Annotated in this window: 15 protein-coding genes; 11 read left to right on the top strand and 4 right to left on the bottom strand. The window is 60.2% G+C overall.

Annotation, left to right across the window (positions count from 1 at the left end; genetic code table 11):
• Positions 1–36 precede the first annotated feature (36 nt).
• Positions 37–744 (bottom strand): 7-cyano-7-deazaguanine synthase QueC, encoded by a 708-nt coding sequence (gene queC, locus SHEL_RS11025; protein ID WP_012799356.1) that lies wholly within the window; start codon positions 742–744, stop codon positions 37–39.
• Between the two features lie 97 nt (positions 745–841).
• Positions 842–1342: a preQ(1) synthase gene (gene queF, locus SHEL_RS11020; RefSeq protein WP_012799355.1), complete on the bottom strand. Its 501-nt coding sequence runs from the start codon at positions 1340–1342 to the stop codon at positions 842–844.
• Between the two features lie 538 nt (positions 1343–1880).
• On the opposite strand from queF, the gene SHEL_RS11015 reads away from it, so the two are divergent.
• The 7 genes from SHEL_RS11015 to SHEL_RS10985 all read left to right on the top strand — a co-directional run bounded on the left by SHEL_RS11015 (position 1881) and on the right by SHEL_RS10985 (position 8229).
• Positions 1881–2375, top strand: a complete 495-nt coding sequence (locus tag SHEL_RS11015; protein ID WP_012799354.1) for an HD domain-containing protein — start codon at positions 1881–1883, stop codon at positions 2373–2375.
• A 1-nt stretch (position 2376) separates the two neighbouring features.
• Positions 2377–3270: a putative ABC transporter permease gene (locus tag SHEL_RS11010; RefSeq protein WP_012799353.1), complete on the top strand. Its 894-nt coding sequence runs from the start codon at positions 2377–2379 to the stop codon at positions 3268–3270.
• A 3-nt stretch (positions 3271–3273) separates the two neighbouring features.
• On the top strand, positions 3274–4215 hold the full coding sequence (locus SHEL_RS11005; protein ID WP_012799352.1) for an NUDIX hydrolase: 942 nt from the start codon (positions 3274–3276) through the stop codon (positions 4213–4215).
• A gap of 173 nt (positions 4216–4388) precedes the next feature.
• The gene (locus tag SHEL_RS11000; RefSeq protein ID WP_012799351.1) at positions 4389–5090 is read left to right on the top strand and encodes an ABC-2 family transporter permease; all 702 of its coding nucleotides are present in this window, start codon (positions 4389–4391) and stop codon (positions 5088–5090) included.
• Between the two features lie 108 nt (positions 5091–5198).
• On the top strand, positions 5199–6281 hold the full coding sequence (locus SHEL_RS10995; protein WP_012799350.1) for a DUF2804 domain-containing protein: 1083 nt from the start codon (positions 5199–5201) through the stop codon (positions 6279–6281).
• Between the two features lie 13 nt (positions 6282–6294).
• The gene (locus SHEL_RS10990) at positions 6295–6885 is read left to right on the top strand and encodes an NUDIX hydrolase (RefSeq protein ID WP_012799349.1); all 591 of its coding nucleotides are present in this window, start codon (positions 6295–6297) and stop codon (positions 6883–6885) included.
• Between the two features lie 150 nt (positions 6886–7035).
• A complete protein-coding gene (locus SHEL_RS10985) occupies positions 7036–8229 on the top strand; it encodes a transglutaminase domain-containing protein (RefSeq protein WP_012799348.1) in 1194 nt (397 codons plus the stop codon).
• Positions 8230–8313: 84 nt separating this feature from the next.
• On the opposite strand, the gene SHEL_RS10980 is transcribed toward SHEL_RS10985, so the two are convergent.
• Positions 8314–8538, bottom strand: coding sequence for a hypothetical protein (locus SHEL_RS10980; protein WP_012799347.1), 225 nt, complete (start codon positions 8536–8538; stop codon positions 8314–8316).
• 513 nt (positions 8539–9051) lie between these two features.
• Here SHEL_RS10980 and arcA point away from each other — a divergent pair.
• The 3 genes from arcA (at position 9052) to SHEL_RS10965 (ending at position 13240) form a co-directional block, all read left to right on the top strand.
• Entirely contained in the window at positions 9052–10272 is a 1221-nt protein-coding gene (gene arcA / locus SHEL_RS10975) for an arginine deiminase (protein WP_012799346.1), read from the top strand.
• A gap of 255 nt (positions 10273–10527) precedes the next feature.
• The gene (locus SHEL_RS10970) at positions 10528–11979 is read left to right on the top strand and encodes a basic amino acid/polyamine antiporter (RefSeq protein WP_012799345.1); all 1452 of its coding nucleotides are present in this window, start codon (positions 10528–10530) and stop codon (positions 11977–11979) included.
• A 142-nt stretch (positions 11980–12121) separates the two neighbouring features.
• A complete protein-coding gene (locus tag SHEL_RS10965) occupies positions 12122–13240 on the top strand; it encodes an aminotransferase (RefSeq protein ID WP_012799344.1) in 1119 nt (372 codons plus the stop codon).
• Positions 13241–13299: 59 nt separating this feature from the next.
• Here the strand turns inward: SHEL_RS10965 and SHEL_RS10960 are convergent, their stop codons facing one another.
• Positions 13300–14268: a DUF1848 domain-containing protein gene (locus SHEL_RS10960; RefSeq protein WP_012799343.1), complete on the bottom strand. Its 969-nt coding sequence runs from the start codon at positions 14266–14268 to the stop codon at positions 13300–13302.
• A gap of 585 nt (positions 14269–14853) precedes the next feature.
• On the opposite strand from SHEL_RS10960, the gene SHEL_RS14545 reads away from it, so the two are divergent.
• Positions 14854–15744: a helix-turn-helix transcriptional regulator gene (locus SHEL_RS14545; protein ID WP_050749577.1), complete on the top strand. Its 891-nt coding sequence runs from the start codon at positions 14854–14856 to the stop codon at positions 15742–15744.
• Positions 15745–15768: the final 24 nt, after the last annotated feature.

Below are 15768 nucleotides of genomic sequence, written 5' to 3'. Positions count from 1 at the left end.
CGGCGACGGCTCGAGCGTTGCTGCTGCTTGCAGGCGCTACAGCGCCGGGTCGGCAACGCCGTTTGCCGCGAAGGCCTTCGCGCGGTCGATGCAGGTGGCGCAGGTTCCGCAGGGAGCGTCGCCGCCCTCGTAGCACGACCAGGTGAGCTCGTACGGCACGCCCAGCTTCAGGCCGCAGGCCACAACATCGGCCTTGTTCACGTTGACGAACGGCTCCCGAAGGACGGCTTTGCCGTAAGATCCCAGCTCAATGGCGCGCGCAATAGCCTCGAAGAACTCGGGCGTGCAGTCGGGATACGCGCCGCCCGCCGCGTCGTCGGCATGGGCGCCCAAATAGATCGCGGTTTTCTCGGTGGGATTGAGCGAGATGGCCAGCGCCGTCACGGCCGACAACATAAGCCCGTTGCGGAAGGGGACATAGGTGTTCACCATGCCGTCTTCGTTTTCGGCGATCTGCGTGGCATAGTCGCGGTGGTCGATTTCCTGGGTGGAGTCGGCCATGAGCGCGTTGTTCGAATTAGCCAGGATGTTCGCCAAATCCAGCACGTGGTGTGCCACGCCGTAATGCTTCGCAACGGCGTCGGCGCAGGCCAGTTCCTTGTTGTGGCGTTGCCCGTAAAAAACGCTCACGGATGTGACGTTGTCTGCCCCGAACTGTTCGCATGCCAGGGCAAGGCAGGTGGTGGAGTCAACCCCGCCGCTGGACAGAACCATGGCGCGGGTCGGCTGGTCGGTTGAAGTCATGCTAAGGTCCTTAGTTTTTTTAGGTTGGATGTCGCGACAACCCCTGCCCGAAGGCAGGATTTTGCCCTTGGCGCGGACGCTTCGAGCGCAGGAGATTCTATCGTGCCCCGTCGCCTTTGTCTAGGTCGGACAGCTGCGAGAACATGCGGCTCGCCGCAATGTCTCCATATCCGAAGTCCGGATTGGCCCAATTGGCGAAGGGGTAGATGGAGATGCCGCCGCGGGGATAGAACATGCCGCGCACCTCGATGTACTTCGGTTCCATGAGCTTGACCAGGTCGTTCATGATGATATTGCACACATCTTCGTGGAAGTCGCCGTGGTTGCGGAAGCTGAACAGGTACAGTTTGAGGGACTTGCTCTCCACCATGCGCACGTTGGGTATGTAATTGATGTAGAGCGTGGCGAAGTCGGGCTGGCCTGTGATGGGGCACAGTGTGGTGAACTCGGGGCAGCGGAACGTGACCATGTAGTCGTGGTCCTGATGCTTGTTCTCGAAGGTCTCCAACAGCGTGGGGTCGTAGTCCTGCGAGTAACGCGTGCCCTGGTTGCCCAGCAGGGTCAGGCCTTCCTTTGTGCGGTTGTCGGTGTTCGCCATGCGTGCGCTCCTTCGTTCGATGTGCCGTTCAGCATAGCAGAATCAATCGCAGCGGACCGCCCCAAGCGCCATTGTACAACGAAAATCGAATTCGCTGCGCACTTAGGGGGATAATCTGCGAAACAGAGGCCTATTTCTAAGGTTGCGTACCTTCGACACCTCAAGATAAACCACATATATGGTTAAACTGTGGTGTAATGTTAGTAGAAACTTGACGCGAAGACCCGTCGGACGCCGCTGGCTTACAGATTATCCCCCTAAGTGCGCCGAAAACTGAAATCTCGTTGCACGAGACGCCCGCGATGCTGGCAATCGACGCGCTACCCCTTGCGGAAAGCGGAGTCGCCCGATCTTGGGCGCCTCTCGCAGGGCCGCGAAGGTTCGAACCGGCATCAGATGAGTTGTCTAAGATTCGTTTGCTCAGCCATCGGCTTGGGATTCGGGGCAAACGTAGCGGGGCTGTGGGTATTGCGTCACCGTTTCATGACGGATGCGAATCATTTGGTACGCTGTGCAGGCACAGAAAGGAGCAGCCGGTATGCACCTCACACCCGAAGAGCAGTCGCGCTTCGACGCGCTGCTGGAACCCATCGTCGAAAACGACGCCGTCCAGAGCATGAAGACCTTCGTGCAGCACGGCTCGGTAAGCACGTTCGACCACTGCCTGACGGTGGCCCAGACGGCGTTTGTCCTGAACAGCCGCCTGCATTTGGGCGGCGACGAGTGCATCGTGGTTCACGGGGGCATGCTGCATGACCTGTTCCTTTACGACTGGCACGATTCCCATTGGACCCACAGCTACAAGCATGCGGAATACGCCCGGCGCAATGCCGTGACGCACCTGAACGCCGACGTGCGCGTGCAGGCCGTCATCCGCACCCACATGTGGCCCATCGGCATAACGCACGTGCCCGTCTCCCGTGAGGCGTGGATCGTCTGCATGGCCGACAAGATGGTCTCGGCGCATGAGACCGTGCTCCAGCGGGCGGGCGGCAGCCCCTTCGCGAAGCGGGCCGAAAGCAGAGCACACTAGCATGTGGGTCAGCAACTACATCATCTGGTTTTTTGTCTGCAGCATGTTCGGATGGTTGTTCGAAACCGTCTACGGCACCATCGTCGAGCGCCAATGGGAGAATCGCGGCTTCCTCTACGGACCTGCGTGCCCCATCTACGGCGTGGGCGCGCTGGCGGTGGTGTTCACCTACCAGGTAGCCATGCATTTCGGCATCAGTATGACCTGGTGGCAGGTGTTTTTGGTTACGTTCTTCGGCAGTGCCGTGCTGGAATACGGCACGTCCTGGACGCTGGAGAAGCTGTTCCACGCCCTGTGGTGGGATTACTCCAACATGCCGCTGAATATCAACGGCCGCATCTGCCTGCCGGCATCCACGCTGTTCGGCTTTGCCGGCGTTGCGGTGGTCTACGGCGTGTACCCTGCCATGCTCGAGCTCATCATGGCCACGCCTTCAGAGGTGCTGCAGCTGCTGGCGTTCCTCGTGACGGTGGTCATGACGGCGGACGCCACGCTGACCGTATCGGCCCTGACACGGTTCGCCCAGGTCACGGCTGCAACGGAAGAGCGGATCAACGAGCACATGACGGGGTTCGTGCAAGACATCCAGTTCAAAGCGATGGAGCTGGGGGATGCGGCGGCTGCCGAGCGTGAGCGTCTGAAGACCCTCGGTCCTGATCAGCTGATCGAATTCGTGCAGTCGAAAGGCGCCGAGTTTCTAGCCGCCTTCCAAGAGGAGCGCAGGCTATACTCGATGCAGCTGCTCAGCGAACGGTTCGCCGACCTGCCTGCCTCTGCGCGTTCGGCGCTGCGCCGAGTGCAGGGCATACGTCCGGCTGTGCCCGGCCTGAGCGCGCAACGGGTCAACGAGCTGTGGGAGGCCGCCAAACAGCGCCTTCCCCAAAAGAGAAGGTAGCCCATGCTTCTGAAACCGAGCCAACAGGCCTATCTGCCTGGCGAAACCATCTATGCTGCAATGGCCGATTACCAGAAAGAACAGGTGGACGCCTGGCATGCCGCGCTTGCGGCCGGCACCTTCGTGCCTACCGAGCCGCGCCTGGCTGCGACGGTCATGCTGGTGCGTCGCGTGGATGCCGACCATGTTTCCGAATGGCGTTCTACTGCGGCTCCTGCCGACCGTATGGCTCCGCCCAACGGCATCGAGGTGTTCATGATCCGCCGCCAACGCACGATGGCGGTTGCCCCCAATGCGGCCGTGTTCCCGGGAGGCCGGGTGGACCTGAGGGACAGCGATACGGACATTCCCTGGCTGGGCGCCGGCCCTGCCGAGTGGGCGCACCGCATCGGGCGTGACGAGGAAACCGCCCGCCGGGTGGTGGTGTGCGCCATCCGCGAGACCTTCGAGGAGTCCGGCGTGCTGCTGGCCCGCGCGGCCGACGGATCGGATGCGCCGCTGGACACGTCGGGGGAGGCATGGCTTGAGGAGCGCCGTCTTTTGGTGGAACACGAGGTCGCCTTCGCCGAGGTGCTGCGCCGCCACGGGTTGGCCATCGATACGGACTGCCTGCGCTACCTGGCCAATTGGTGTACGCCCGAATATGCGCAGCGCCGTCACGACACCTTCTTCTTCGTGGCGGAATGCCCCGCCGGCCAAGACGCCGACGACAAGACCCGCGAGGCGTTTCTGGCGGATTGGCTCGAGCCCCAGTGGGCCTTCGACCGTGCCGACGCCGGCCTGCTGGACCTGATGGCTCCCACCGTGTACAACCTGGGCTTTGCGGCCCGGGCCGCTAACATGGACGAGCTGCTGGGCACCGAGCACGTGCCGTACCGGTTCATGGAGAAGCCCGTGATCCTTCCCGACGGCACCTACGCGTTCACGGGCGTGCTGCCCGCGTAAGGCGCCGGCGCTTCGACCCATCGGCGGGCCCCGTTGCCGTGCAGGCCGATTCTGCGGCAAGCCGCGATTGCATTTCGAGCGGGTCGGGAGCTGATCCCCTGGAATGGGGTACTATGGAAACGACATCGACGTGACGGGGTTTTGCCCCGCAGGTATGCCGCGGAGGGTAAGCGATGGACGAATACGACGAAACTGCCAGCAACCACGACGCATCCGACACGCAGGAAAGCGCGCCAAACCAGGCGGAATCCGACGGAACCGCCACATCTTCCGAGGTGCCGCACGCATTCGAGATGCCGGTGCCGCCTCCGCCTCCGTCTCCCTACGGAGGACCTTCCGAACCTGCGGCCGCATCCATTCCCGTCACGAAGCCGAAAGCGCCTGCGGCAGAGCTTGCCGACAAGCCGAAGGCCCAGGCTCCGTCGACAGATGACGTGCCCGAGGCCGCCGTCCGCCCGGTGACGCCGCCGGCGTCCGCATCCGTTCGCCCGGCATCGCCCCCGGTTTCGGCGAGCGTTCCCGCCCAACCCGCAACGCCTGTCGCGGCTCCGGTGCAGCCCGCACAGCCCGTCATGCCCGAAGACTACGGCTCGTCCCAGGGCTATTACAGCTCCGTCCAGCAGCCGGCGCCGTATCCGGTTCCGCCTGCCAACCCGACTGCGAAAATGGGGGCAGGCAAGTTCCTTGTGCTGTCCTTATGCCTGTACTTCGCGGCCATCGTGCTGGCCATCAACATCGGCGTGGTCGTGGACATCGTAGGGGGTTCGCCCCTGCTGTACGACCTCATGATCAACATCACGGCCATTCTCATCATGGCCTTTCCCCTTTACGCGCTCATCGTCGTCATCGTGTTCGTCCTGAAGCTCAAACGCTGACGCCGAAGGCATGCCGGCCGCACGCCATCGTCTGACGTTCTGACAGGCATGCCTCCTGTTTGCGGAGTATGATGTGACCGTGAGCCAATCGTCGAAGGGAGCGTCCCCATGAGAGTCGAGAAAAACGCCCGTGGCGAAACGAGGATCGTCGAGCCCGGTCCGCTTTTGGACGATGAGGGGAAGCTTGCGGTTGCGGGATATGCCACCCAGCCGCTTTTGCGATACGACCGGTCGAAGGTTGCGGCGAATCCGCTGCGCCTGAAGGAATGGGACTACTACCTCGTTTACGACGCAGACTTCGCATTGGCGTTGACCATCGCCGATCTGGGCTATGTGGGCATGGTGTCGGCGTCGGTGGTCGACCTGCGCAACGCCACATTCGTCACCACCAGCGAGCTGGCCGTTCTGCCGTTGGGTCGGATGCGCCTGCCGCACAGCTCCGATAGGGGCGTGACCGCCTTCTCCAACAACCGCGTCACCATGGGCTTCACGGTGGCGGACGGGCTGCGGCACCTGTCCGTGGAGTTCGAGCGGTTCAACGGGGACGAGACCTTGACGGCGGAAATGGTGCTGGACAAGGAACCAGCCGACTCCATGAACATCGCCACGCCTTGGGAAGGGCGTCCTAAGGCGTTCTATTACAACCGCAAGATTCCGGCCATGCGCGTCATGGGCGGCTTCAACCTGGGGCCCATCGACCACACCTTCGAGCCGACCACGGCCCACGGGCTTCTGGACTGGGGCCGCGGCGTGTGGACGTACGACAACATGTGGTACTGGTCGGCTGCCCAGGGCAAGTTGGACGGGCACGTGTTCGGTATGAACCTGGGATACGGTTTCGGCGACACCTCGGCCGCCTCCGAGAACATGGTGTTCGTCGACGGCATAGCCCACAAGTTGGGGCGCGTCGATTTTGGGATTCCGAAAAAGCCCTGTTGGGATACGGCGCGCATGGTGGGCGATGCATACGACCTTATGAAACCGTGGCGTTTCACGGATGACGAAGGGCGGCTTGACCTGGTGTTCACGCCAATTCTTGACCGGTGCGACCTGATGGATTTCAAGGCCGTGGTCACCGATCAGCACCAGGTGTTCGGGCGATTCGACGGGACCGTCGTGCTGGATGACGGCTCCGTCTTCGATGTACGGCAGCTTATAGGGTTCGCGGAGGCCGTGCATAACAAGTACTAGAAAGGGGATCGCCATGGCATTGGTTGACGACATCATCGCGTTCGCTCCTGTTAACGAACAGGAGGCCGCAGACAAGAAAATCATCCTTCGCCAGTTGCTCAACGACCCTCGGGTTTTCGACCGCGCGGCCATGGCCCATATGGCATGCTCCATTTGGGTGGTGGACCCCGAGTTCAAGAAGACCCTGATGGTGTACCACAACATATATGACTCCTGGTCGTGGATCGGCGGGCATGCCGACGGCGAACAGGACCTGCAGGCCGTGGCACTGCGCGAGTTGGAGGAAGAGACCGGGGTGAAGAACGCGCAGCTGCTGACGTTTCGGGACAGCCCCATCTTCTCGCTGGACGTGCTGACGGTGGACGGGCATGAGAAGCGGGGCGCCTACGTCAGCTCGCACCTGCACCTGAACGTGACGTATTTCGCCGTGGCGTCGATGGACGAGGAGATTCGCCCGAAGCCCGACGAGAACAGCGGTGTGACCTGGATGCCTCTCAAGCGTGTGCTGGCTGCATCCACCGAGCCGTGGATTCGCGAGCGCGTGTACCGCAAGCTTATCGTGAAGACGTTTTTGGCCGCCCACGAACGGGGCCTGCCCAGGTAATCCTTCGCGCAGCATATTCGGATGCGACCCCTTCGAGGCTTTTCGGAGGGGTTTTCTGCGTGCGGTTGCGCAATCGTGCGCGTCTGCGTTCCGGACAATGGAGACGTACCGAAAGGAAGTTTTCGAATCCACCCGAAAGCAGGTGCGACCATGGCCGAATCCACGATGGGCGGATACGCCCCATGCAGCCCGACGCAGGGGAGGCTCACCACCGTCCAGGCGTTCTCCCGCGCGAAATTCGATGCCCGAGCAGGGCTGATGCGCTCGACGCCAGGTGTGGAGAACCAGCCGCGCCGAGGGGTCGCGCACACCGCGCGGTCGACCCAGGATGCAATCCGCTCGCTCATGCCGGCGCGCCAGTTCCGCTACGAATACGAACGGCTCAACCCGGAGGAAAAAGGCGCATACCGCAGCCTTCTCGAAGGGTTTCTGGCCTTTAGGCCCGAGTTCACGGTAGAAGGCGCCGACCATAGCCGCTTAAACGACATCCTGGTCATGATGCGGCGCGACATCCCCGAAATGTTCTGGGTAAAGGAGTTCTCGATGCGCTACTATGCCTCGAAGCCCAAGCGCGTGACCGTGGTGCCCGCCTATAACATGACCCAGGCGGAGCTTCTGCGGGTGCTGCGCCGGATGGACGAGGTGGCGTGTCGTGTGCAACGCGCGGTTTTCGGCATGCGTGATGTGCAGAAAGCCCAGGTCATTCACGACTTTATGGTGAACAACGTTACCTATGATCTGGACATCGGCTGGTCGGCGTACCGCGCCTGCGGCCCGTTGGTGGGTGCCCGCGGCGGATGTGCGGCCATAGCTATGGCCTACAAGTACCTGGCGGACCATTGCGGCCTGCGCTGCCAGGTGGTTTACGGCGATGCGTCCGATACGCCCGGCGATTACGACAACATGGGCGGGCACGCCTGGAACATCATCTGGGTGGACGGCGCACCTTACCAGATGGACGTCACCTTCGATTTGACCTTGAGCAAGAAGGGGCCTGTGCGCTACGACTACTTCCTGCTGTCGGATGCGGAAATGGCCTTCGACCACGAGTGGAGCCGGTCGCGCTACGCGCCCTGCAGCCATCCGAACACGTTCTTCAAGAACCAAGGGCGCTACGCCGAAAGCCGTCAGGAGCTGTTGCAGATGGTGAAGGACGCGGCGAAGAACGGCTCGTACCTGCAGTTCAAGCTGGCCCCTCACGCCTGCAGCGGCGATGAGTCCGAGTGGATCTTCGACATTGCCTATGACGCCTTCCACCAGGTCAAACTGTACAACATGAAGATGTCGCTGTCGTCCCACGACCCGTTGCACGTGCATACCCTGCGTTGGAGCAAGGCCGCTTAAAGGCGCATTCGCAGCTCCGATGGCAGCAAAAGAGCCGGGCGGTTCGCCCCGTCCGGCTCCGTTCGACTGTATGGGCGGCGGCCTTTAGCCGTCCACCTCGGCGAGCTTCTCGATGATCTGCTCGCAGATTCGCCCCTGCTCGGTCACGTTGCCTTCGTCGTCGATGCCCTCGTCCATCAAGAACTCGGTCACGACCTCGTCGATGGCGAACAGCTCGTCGTTTGTGAGCTGCCCGTAGTTGCCTTCAAGCCCGAGGCGTGCGAGCAGCTTCTTTTCGGCGGAGGAGAACTTAACTTTGTAGCGGGCCATGGGGCAGACCTTTCCGATTCGGACCACTTTGACGGCTCCATTATAGACGCCCCGAAACGGCTGTGCATAGGGTATGCATGGTCTTGGCGGTTTTATGCATATGCCGCTCTGAGAGCGGCCGCAAAGGGGGTTGGCGGTTTAGCCAGCTGACCCGTTCGCCGCTGCATAAAACCCCACTGATATGCATGGTAAACCGCTATTATGCAGGTTTGCAGTATAAAAATTGGTCTTGACAAATTGCAAGAATTCAAATAGAAATGCATAATCCCAGTTCAACACATGTATTAGGATGTATGCAGAGTGCATTATGAGTTTGCAAATTTGAAGATATGGTAGAGAAAACGACCGTTAAAGTCTGTAAAAATACCGCTTACCGATTATCACTAATAAGAAAACAAGAGGTAATTGAAAAGCATTCATCGGTATGAGATTGTATATCCCGTCAGAAGCAAGCAGACATGCATGGCATGGAACCTTGCGCGGAAAGCTTCATACAAAGAGAGAGGAGGGCGTATGAAGGGTATCAACGTCAAGAGCGAAATCGCACCGCTCAAGAAGGTTATCCTGCATCGCCCGGGGCGTGAGCTTTTGAACCTCACCCCCGCGAAGCTCGAAGAACTGCTGTTTGATGACATCCCGTTCCTGAAAGTCGCCCAGCAAGAGCATGATGCGTTTGCGGCTGCTCTGCGCGGCGAAGGGGTCGAGGTTGTCTATCTCGAGGATCTGATGGCTGATGTCATCGGCGCCGACGAGGCCGTGCGCGATCAGTTTATCGCGCAGTGGACCCGTGAGGCCAACATCCACACCGAGATGTACACCAACATTCTTCGTGACTACCTGTTGGAGAACTACGCGGATCCCAAAGCCATGGTCGAGAAGACCATGGAAGGCGTTACGCTCAACGAGCTCAACGTCGATCGTTCCAATGCTTTGGTCGACTTGGTTTCTAGCGCCACCGAAATGGTCGTCAACCCCATGCCCAACCTGTACTTCACCCGTGACCCGTTCGCAAACGTGGGCAACGGCGTTATGATCAACCGCATGTACTCCGTCACGCGCAACCGCGAGACCATCTACGGTGAGTACATCTACAAGTATCATCCGGACTTCGTCGGCACGCCTCAGTACTACAGCCGCTACAACGCCTTCCACATCGAAGGCGGCGACGTTCTGAACATCAACGAGCACACCCTGGCTATCGGCATCTCCCAGCGTACCGAGCCCGACGCCATCGACGAGCTCGCCAAGGTCATCTTCTACGACGAGACCTCCAGCATCGACACCATCCTGGCGTTCGACATCCCGAACAGCCGTGCGTTCATGCATCTGGACACCGTCTTCACGCAGATCGACTACGACAAGTTCACCATCCATCCCGGCATCATGGGCCCGCTGACCGTCTTCGAAATCACCCCGACGGGCAACGGCAAGATCCATGCCACCGAGATCCACGACACGCTGGAGAACATCCTGACCAAGTACGTCGGCCAGCCTGTCGAGCTCATCCCCTGCGGCGGCGGCGACCGCATCGCTGCCGAGCGTGAGCAGTGGAACGACGGCTCCAACACGCTGTGCGTCCGTCCCGGCACCGTTGTCGTCTACGAGCGCAACGACGTGACGAACGCCGTCCTCACGGACAAGGGCATCCGTATCATCCAAATCCCGTCCGCCGAGCTGTCCCGTGGCCGTGGCGGCCCGCGCTGCATGAGCATGCCTGCATGGCGTGAGTTCTAGTTCGCAATACCCGGTATTTCGAACCGTTCTGCATTCTTTTACAACCCTATAGGGTGGCCGGGTCCATGTCTGCCCCGATTCATGGACCCGGCTTCTCATCGCCTTTCGAACGCCTGAGAAAACCCAGGTGCAGTTCCTTTATGCCAAAACAGGGCCGCATCGCAAACGCAGGCCTTCTGCATGTCGTACACCTGCTGGCGTCGACATGCAGGAAGAATACTGGCCTCAGGCGCGTCATTCCCATAAGGAGGAATAATGTCGGAAAACAAGAAAGGCCTCGGCCTTTTTGCTTTGATCGGCTTCGTCGTCAGCTCCTGCATCGGCTCTGGCGTGTATGCCACCACCGGCCAGCTGGCTAACGTAGCAGCTCCTGGTCCCGCGCTGATCGCTTGGTGCATCGCCGGCGTCGGCTTTTTGTTCCTGGCACTGTCCCTGTCCAGCCTCGGCTCCCAGAAACCCGAGATCGAAGGCATCTACGGCTACGCCAAGGAAGGCTTCGGTCCGTTCTGCGGCTTCATCAGCGGCTGGGGTTACTGGCTGAGCGCATGGTTGGGCAACGTCGGCTTCGGCACGATGATCGCCAACGTGCTTGCCGGTGCATTCCCCGCCATTTTCAGCACGGGCACCGCAGGTTCCCCCAACTTCATCGCCATCGTGGGCGTGTCTGCGTTCCTGTGGCTCATCACCTTCCTGGTCATCAATGGCGTCGAGAGCGCCGCGTTCCTGAACGCCGTCGTCATGGTCGTCAAGATCGCCTCCATCGCCGCGTTCATCATCTTCTGCATCATCTGCTTCCAGGGCGGCGTCTTCACCGCCGACTTCTGGGGCCAGGCTTCCGCCAACGCCGCCATCATGGCGCAAAACGACGTTGAGCTCGGCAGCGTCACCACCCAGGTCATCAACTGCATCCTGATCATGATGTGGATGTTCATCGGCATCGAGGGCGCAACGGTCATGAACGCCCGTGCCGAGCGCAAGTCCGACGTGGGCAAGGCCACGGTCATCGGCTTGATCACCCTGCTGGTCCTCTACATCGGCGCAACCATCCTTCCCTACGGCGTCATGCCCTACGAAGAGCTCATCGCAGCTCCCAGCCCGGCAACCGTCACCGTGTTCGACTACATGGCTCCCGGTTGGGGCGGAACCTTCATGAACGCAGCCATCATCATCAGCGTCCTTGGCTGCTGGCTGTCCTTCACCATGCTGCCCGCCGAGACCTCCAGCGGCATGAGCAACGATCACCTGTTGCCCGCAAGCTGGAACAAGATGAACGCAAAGAACGCTCCGCAGATGGCCCTCATCATCGTCGGCGCCTGCACCCAGGTCTTCCTCGTCATCGCCTACTTCGCCGCCGACGCCTACACCTTCGCCATCAGCATGTGCACCGTGACCATCATCATCAGCTGGTCCTTCGCCGCTGCCTACCAGATCAGGCTCGGCATCGAGCAGAACGACGTCAAGAGCATCGCGTTCGGCGGTATTGCCCTGCTGTTCCAGGTTGCCAGCGTCGTGCTCTCCGGCTGGGTGTGGATGCTGCTGGCCTGCCTCGGCTACATTCCCGGCTTCATCTTCTACGGCCAGGCCCGCAAGGAGGCCGGTGCCGAGAAGGCTCTGACCCGCAACGAGATGATCGGTGCCGCGGCCATCGCCGTCCTGGGCATCATCTCCATCCCGCTCACGGTCATCGGCGTTATCCCGGTCTTCTAATTCCAATCGGAACATAGAAGAGACCGCTTCTTCAAGCAGTACGCGGCGGGGCAACGACCACAGGTTTTCGTTGCCCCGCCTCTCTTTCTCGTGGGACAATGGGGACGTAGCCCTTTGTCCCGCGGTTTCAGGGAGGTTACCAATGAAAATCAGAACCATCGGCGTCGAAGAGTTCCTGAACATCTGGGAGCACGACGCGACATGGGACATCGGCCAATCGACCATCAGCAGCCTTACCATGGGCGAGATCCTCGCGCTGGACGGGCAGGACGGTGCCACCTTCTACGAGCGGTTGGACCGCGAGAAGATGAACTACGGCTGGATCGAAGGGTCCGCGGAGTTCAAGGCCGAGGTCGCCAAGCTGTATAAGAACGTTGACCCCGACAACGTGCTGCAGATGAACGGCGGCACGGGAGCAAACCTTAACGCCATCATGGCGCTGGTGGAACCGGGCGACCATGTGGTGGCGGAATATCCCACCTATCAGCCCCTGTACGACCTGCCCCGCGCCCTGGGCGCCGAGGTGGACTACTGGCACATCCACGAGGAGGACGGCTGGCAGCCTCGCATCGACGAGCTGAAGGAGCTTGTGCGCCCCGACACCAAACTCATCTGCATCAACAACGCCAGCAACCCGTTGGGTGCGGTCATCACCACCGAGATGATGGAGGAGATCGTCGAGATAGCCCGCCACGTGGACGCATGGGTGCTCTGCGACGAGGTGTTCTTCCCCTTGGAGGATCCTGAGAAGTGCTCGAGTATCGTGGATTTGTACGAGAAGGGCGTAGCCACCAACAGCGTGAGCAAGGATTACAGCGTACCTGCGGCCCGATGCGGCTGGACGGTCAGCAACAAGGAACTGGCAGACCGCATGCGCGTGCTGCGCGACTACACCATGATCTGCAGCGGCGTGTTCAACGACGCGCTGGCCACCTACGTGCTGCGTAACCGCGACAAGATTATCGAGCGCAACCTGGGCATCATCCGCAGGAACCGCGAGATCGTGAACGAGTGGATGGCCACCGAGCCCCGCGCAAGCTGGATTCCTCCGAAGGGTGTCAGCGTGAGCTACATGCGCCTGGACATTCCCGAGAACGACGAGGTGTTCTGCCTTCGCCTGTTGAAGGAAGAGGGCGTCCTGCTGGTTCCAGGCAGCCGCTTCGAGCTGCCGTGCGGCGCACGTCTCGGCTACTGCGCATCGGAGGATGTGCTGCGGGAAGGCTTGAAGCGCCTGTCCAAATCACTTCGACAATTCGATTGATGCTTGTGTTTTATGCGGGCCGGCAGGGTAATCCTGTCGGCCTTTTTGTATAGGCAGCGCTAGAACAGGGACTCCTGCACAGGAGTGCCTGGTTCATGCGCGGTTGGTCGGAACTCTTTCTTCAAGAGGCTTTTCTGAGACCCTGGAACGATTTCGTCCTGATCCGACAGGTTGCCGATGAGCAGGGGCGAAGCCGGATTGTGGTTTTGGTAGTTGCGTGCCGCCTGGGCGTGGTCGTAGTTGGCGTAGCAGTACCGACACCCGTTGGGGCAGGTGTTATAGGCACCAATGTCGCGGCTTTCGAAACAGCCGCAGCCCGCCCGCATGCCTTTGTGCTTCAGGTTGCGGAATTCAACGTTATTGGCGGGCCCCATGATATCCAGCCTGGTGCAGGCCGACGGCCCTATGCCGAACCGCGTGTAATCGTCGGCTTGGCCGCAGGTTTGCAGCACTACGCCGTGCTTGTGCGCGATGAGCCCCATCTGCTCTGCCAGCAGAAGCTTGTCGCCGGCGCTTACCGGCTTGAGCTCCGGCATGTTGCGCTGCAGCTTCTTGTACATGCCTACGAACGAAAAAACGCAGCGATCGATGTGCCCGGCCAAATGGGAGCAGAGGTGCTCGAAAGTTTGCAGGTGGCGCTCGACGGTGTAGGGCCCCAGCAGAAGCACTGGATCGTAGCGCCAAACGATGCGTTGTCTTCCCACCTGGCGTTCCAACTTGAGGAGGGTGCGGATGCTGTCATCGACGGAGGGGACGCCCGGCTCGATGTCGCGGCCATAGGCCGTGATGGTGTAGTGGAAATACGTGTTGAACCGATCCGTTATCTCGTGTAGGCGCGGCAAGATGGGTTCATAGTTTTTCGAGCAGAACATGACCAGGTCGATGGCTTCCGGTGTGAGCTCGTAGCGGGTGACCTTTTCCGGAAACAGAGGGTTTCTGGACAGCACGTACCCCTCCGCAAAACGGTTGAGCAGCCATTCGCTGTAATACTGCACGGTATCGGTTCTGGCCCCAGTGTTGAGAATCATAGGTCACCTCCTTAGAAGCGCCATTATAAGAGAACATCCGTTCGTATTCAAGTAGATATTTCAAAAGGGGCGGGCTTCGCGAAAAGCGCAGACGTTGCGTTTCGGCGGAATGCGGGGCTCGGTCGTCCATTTGCATATTGACATGCGCACTTCTGGATGCTCTTGACGAAAACGGAGTCGATAAGCAAGCCGTTAAAGTGCGAAAGGCGGCATTTCGCCGGGTTCACGCCCGATGGTTAGCTCGCAGCTAACATGAATGTTTTCGTGTTGAGACCCGCAAAAACCCTGCTATTGATTGTATGGAATGCAAAATTACAGTTAAAGACGGTAAATAAATACGAATTGGAGCCAAAAAGAAAAAACGGAGTAGATACGAGAAACGTATTCGGGAAATAATGCCTCGTAACAAGAAATGCTTTAGTCGGCTCCAGCCGATGGGAAGAGCCTTGAACGTTGCAGTGCTTTTGGATGGGTCTTTTGGGGAGAAGTATGGAGCAACTGGAAACGGGTGTTGATGAGGCGCGTGCCCCTTGTGTGGTCACACGGTCGAAAATGCAAAACGGGGGGTATCGCCTATCGTTTTCGATGGGTGATGAATACGGTGACATATTCGTCCACGAGCTGTTCACCGGCGTTCGCTTTTCTGCGGGCGACTTCTTCATGGGCACCGTTCCGCTGATGACGCAACCGAAGAAATACGGTTTGACGATCATGGCCTGCAGCGAGGGTCGCTGCAGGATTGACGTAAACGAGGGTCATTCGGCTTTTCTGGAGCCGGGTCGCATCGCCGTGCACCTGGACGACACGCGCACGCCGCTGAGCATGCCGACGGGCAGGTTCCTCGGCATCAAATTCTTTATCGACTTCGACACCATCAGCAATCGGCTGCCGCGCTTCCTGCAGGATTTGGACATAGACCCATTCGAGCTGGAGGACCGTCTGTGCCCGAACGGGGAAGCGTTCCTGGCGCTGGCGCCCGCCGATTTACAGGCGGCCATGAACCATGCCGTGCTACATCGCAACGCCCCGAGGGCCGATCGCCGGCTGCTGTTCGCGCAATGCCTGAACGCCGTCGCGGCCATGGAGCCCGACGACAACATCGCGCGCAGGATCTGGCTGACGCCTTCGCAGATGATGATGGCCCAGGGCGCCATCGAAAGCATGGTCTCGGATCTACGCAAGCGGACGCCAGTCGCAGAGGTCGCCGCAGGGTACGGCATCAGCGAGTCGTCGCTGCGATCCTATTTCTACAGCATGTACGGCGAATCCATTCCCATGTATATGAAGCGCCGCCGCATGGACGAGGCCGCCGTGCTTCTGGCGACCACCAACATGACCGTCGGCGAGATCGCCATCGGCGTGGGGTATGAGAACCAGAGCAAATTCGCATCGGCCTTCAAGAGCCTGAAGAAGATGACGCCCCTGGAATACCGCAGGATGAGCCGGGTGGACGGGTTCACCGCTTCCTGCTATTAGGCGCGATGCCTTAGCAGCCGTCCT

Source organism: Slackia heliotrinireducens DSM 20476 (genome assembly GCF_000023885.1).
GTDB classification, from domain to species: Bacteria; Actinomycetota; Coriobacteriia; order Coriobacteriales; family Eggerthellaceae; genus Slackia; species Slackia heliotrinireducens.
Note: the sequence above shows the minus strand (reverse complement) of the source record. Positions and strands in the feature narration are given on the sequence as shown.

What these genes read in the sequence shown, in the direction of transcription:
- queC (WP_012799356.1), bottom strand. Translation starts at nt 744, where the DNA reads ATGACTTCAACCGACCAGCCGACCCGCGCCATGGTTCTGTCCAGCGGC.
- queF (WP_012799355.1), bottom strand. Translation starts at nt 1,342, where the DNA reads ATGGCGAACACCGACAACCGCACAAAGGAAGGCCTGACCCTGCTGGGC.
- SHEL_RS11015 (WP_012799354.1), top strand. Translation starts at nt 1,881, where the DNA reads ATGCACCTCACACCCGAAGAGCAGTCGCGCTTCGACGCGCTGCTGGAA.
- SHEL_RS11010 (WP_012799353.1), top strand. Translation starts at nt 2,377, where the DNA reads ATGTGGGTCAGCAACTACATCATCTGGTTTTTTGTCTGCAGCATGTTC.
- SHEL_RS11005 (WP_012799352.1), top strand. Translation starts at nt 3,274, where the DNA reads ATGCTTCTGAAACCGAGCCAACAGGCCTATCTGCCTGGCGAAACCATC.
- SHEL_RS11000 (WP_012799351.1), top strand. Translation starts at nt 4,389, where the DNA reads ATGGACGAATACGACGAAACTGCCAGCAACCACGACGCATCCGACACG.
- SHEL_RS10995 (WP_012799350.1), top strand. Translation starts at nt 5,199, where the DNA reads ATGAGAGTCGAGAAAAACGCCCGTGGCGAAACGAGGATCGTCGAGCCC.
- SHEL_RS10990 (WP_012799349.1), top strand. Translation starts at nt 6,295, where the DNA reads ATGGCATTGGTTGACGACATCATCGCGTTCGCTCCTGTTAACGAACAG.
- SHEL_RS10985 (WP_012799348.1), top strand. Translation starts at nt 7,036, where the DNA reads ATGGCCGAATCCACGATGGGCGGATACGCCCCATGCAGCCCGACGCAG.
- SHEL_RS10980 (WP_012799347.1), bottom strand. Translation starts at nt 8,538, where the DNA reads ATGGCCCGCTACAAAGTTAAGTTCTCCTCCGCCGAAAAGAAGCTGCTC.
- arcA (WP_012799346.1), top strand. Translation starts at nt 9,052, where the DNA reads ATGAAGGGTATCAACGTCAAGAGCGAAATCGCACCGCTCAAGAAGGTT.
- SHEL_RS10970 (WP_012799345.1), top strand. Translation starts at nt 10,528, where the DNA reads ATGTCGGAAAACAAGAAAGGCCTCGGCCTTTTTGCTTTGATCGGCTTC.
- SHEL_RS10965 (WP_012799344.1), top strand. Translation starts at nt 12,122, where the DNA reads ATGAAAATCAGAACCATCGGCGTCGAAGAGTTCCTGAACATCTGGGAG.
- SHEL_RS10960 (WP_012799343.1), bottom strand. Translation starts at nt 14,268, where the DNA reads ATGATTCTCAACACTGGGGCCAGAACCGATACCGTGCAGTATTACAGC.
- SHEL_RS14545 (WP_050749577.1), top strand. Translation starts at nt 14,854, where the DNA reads ATGGGTGATGAATACGGTGACATATTCGTCCACGAGCTGTTCACCGGC.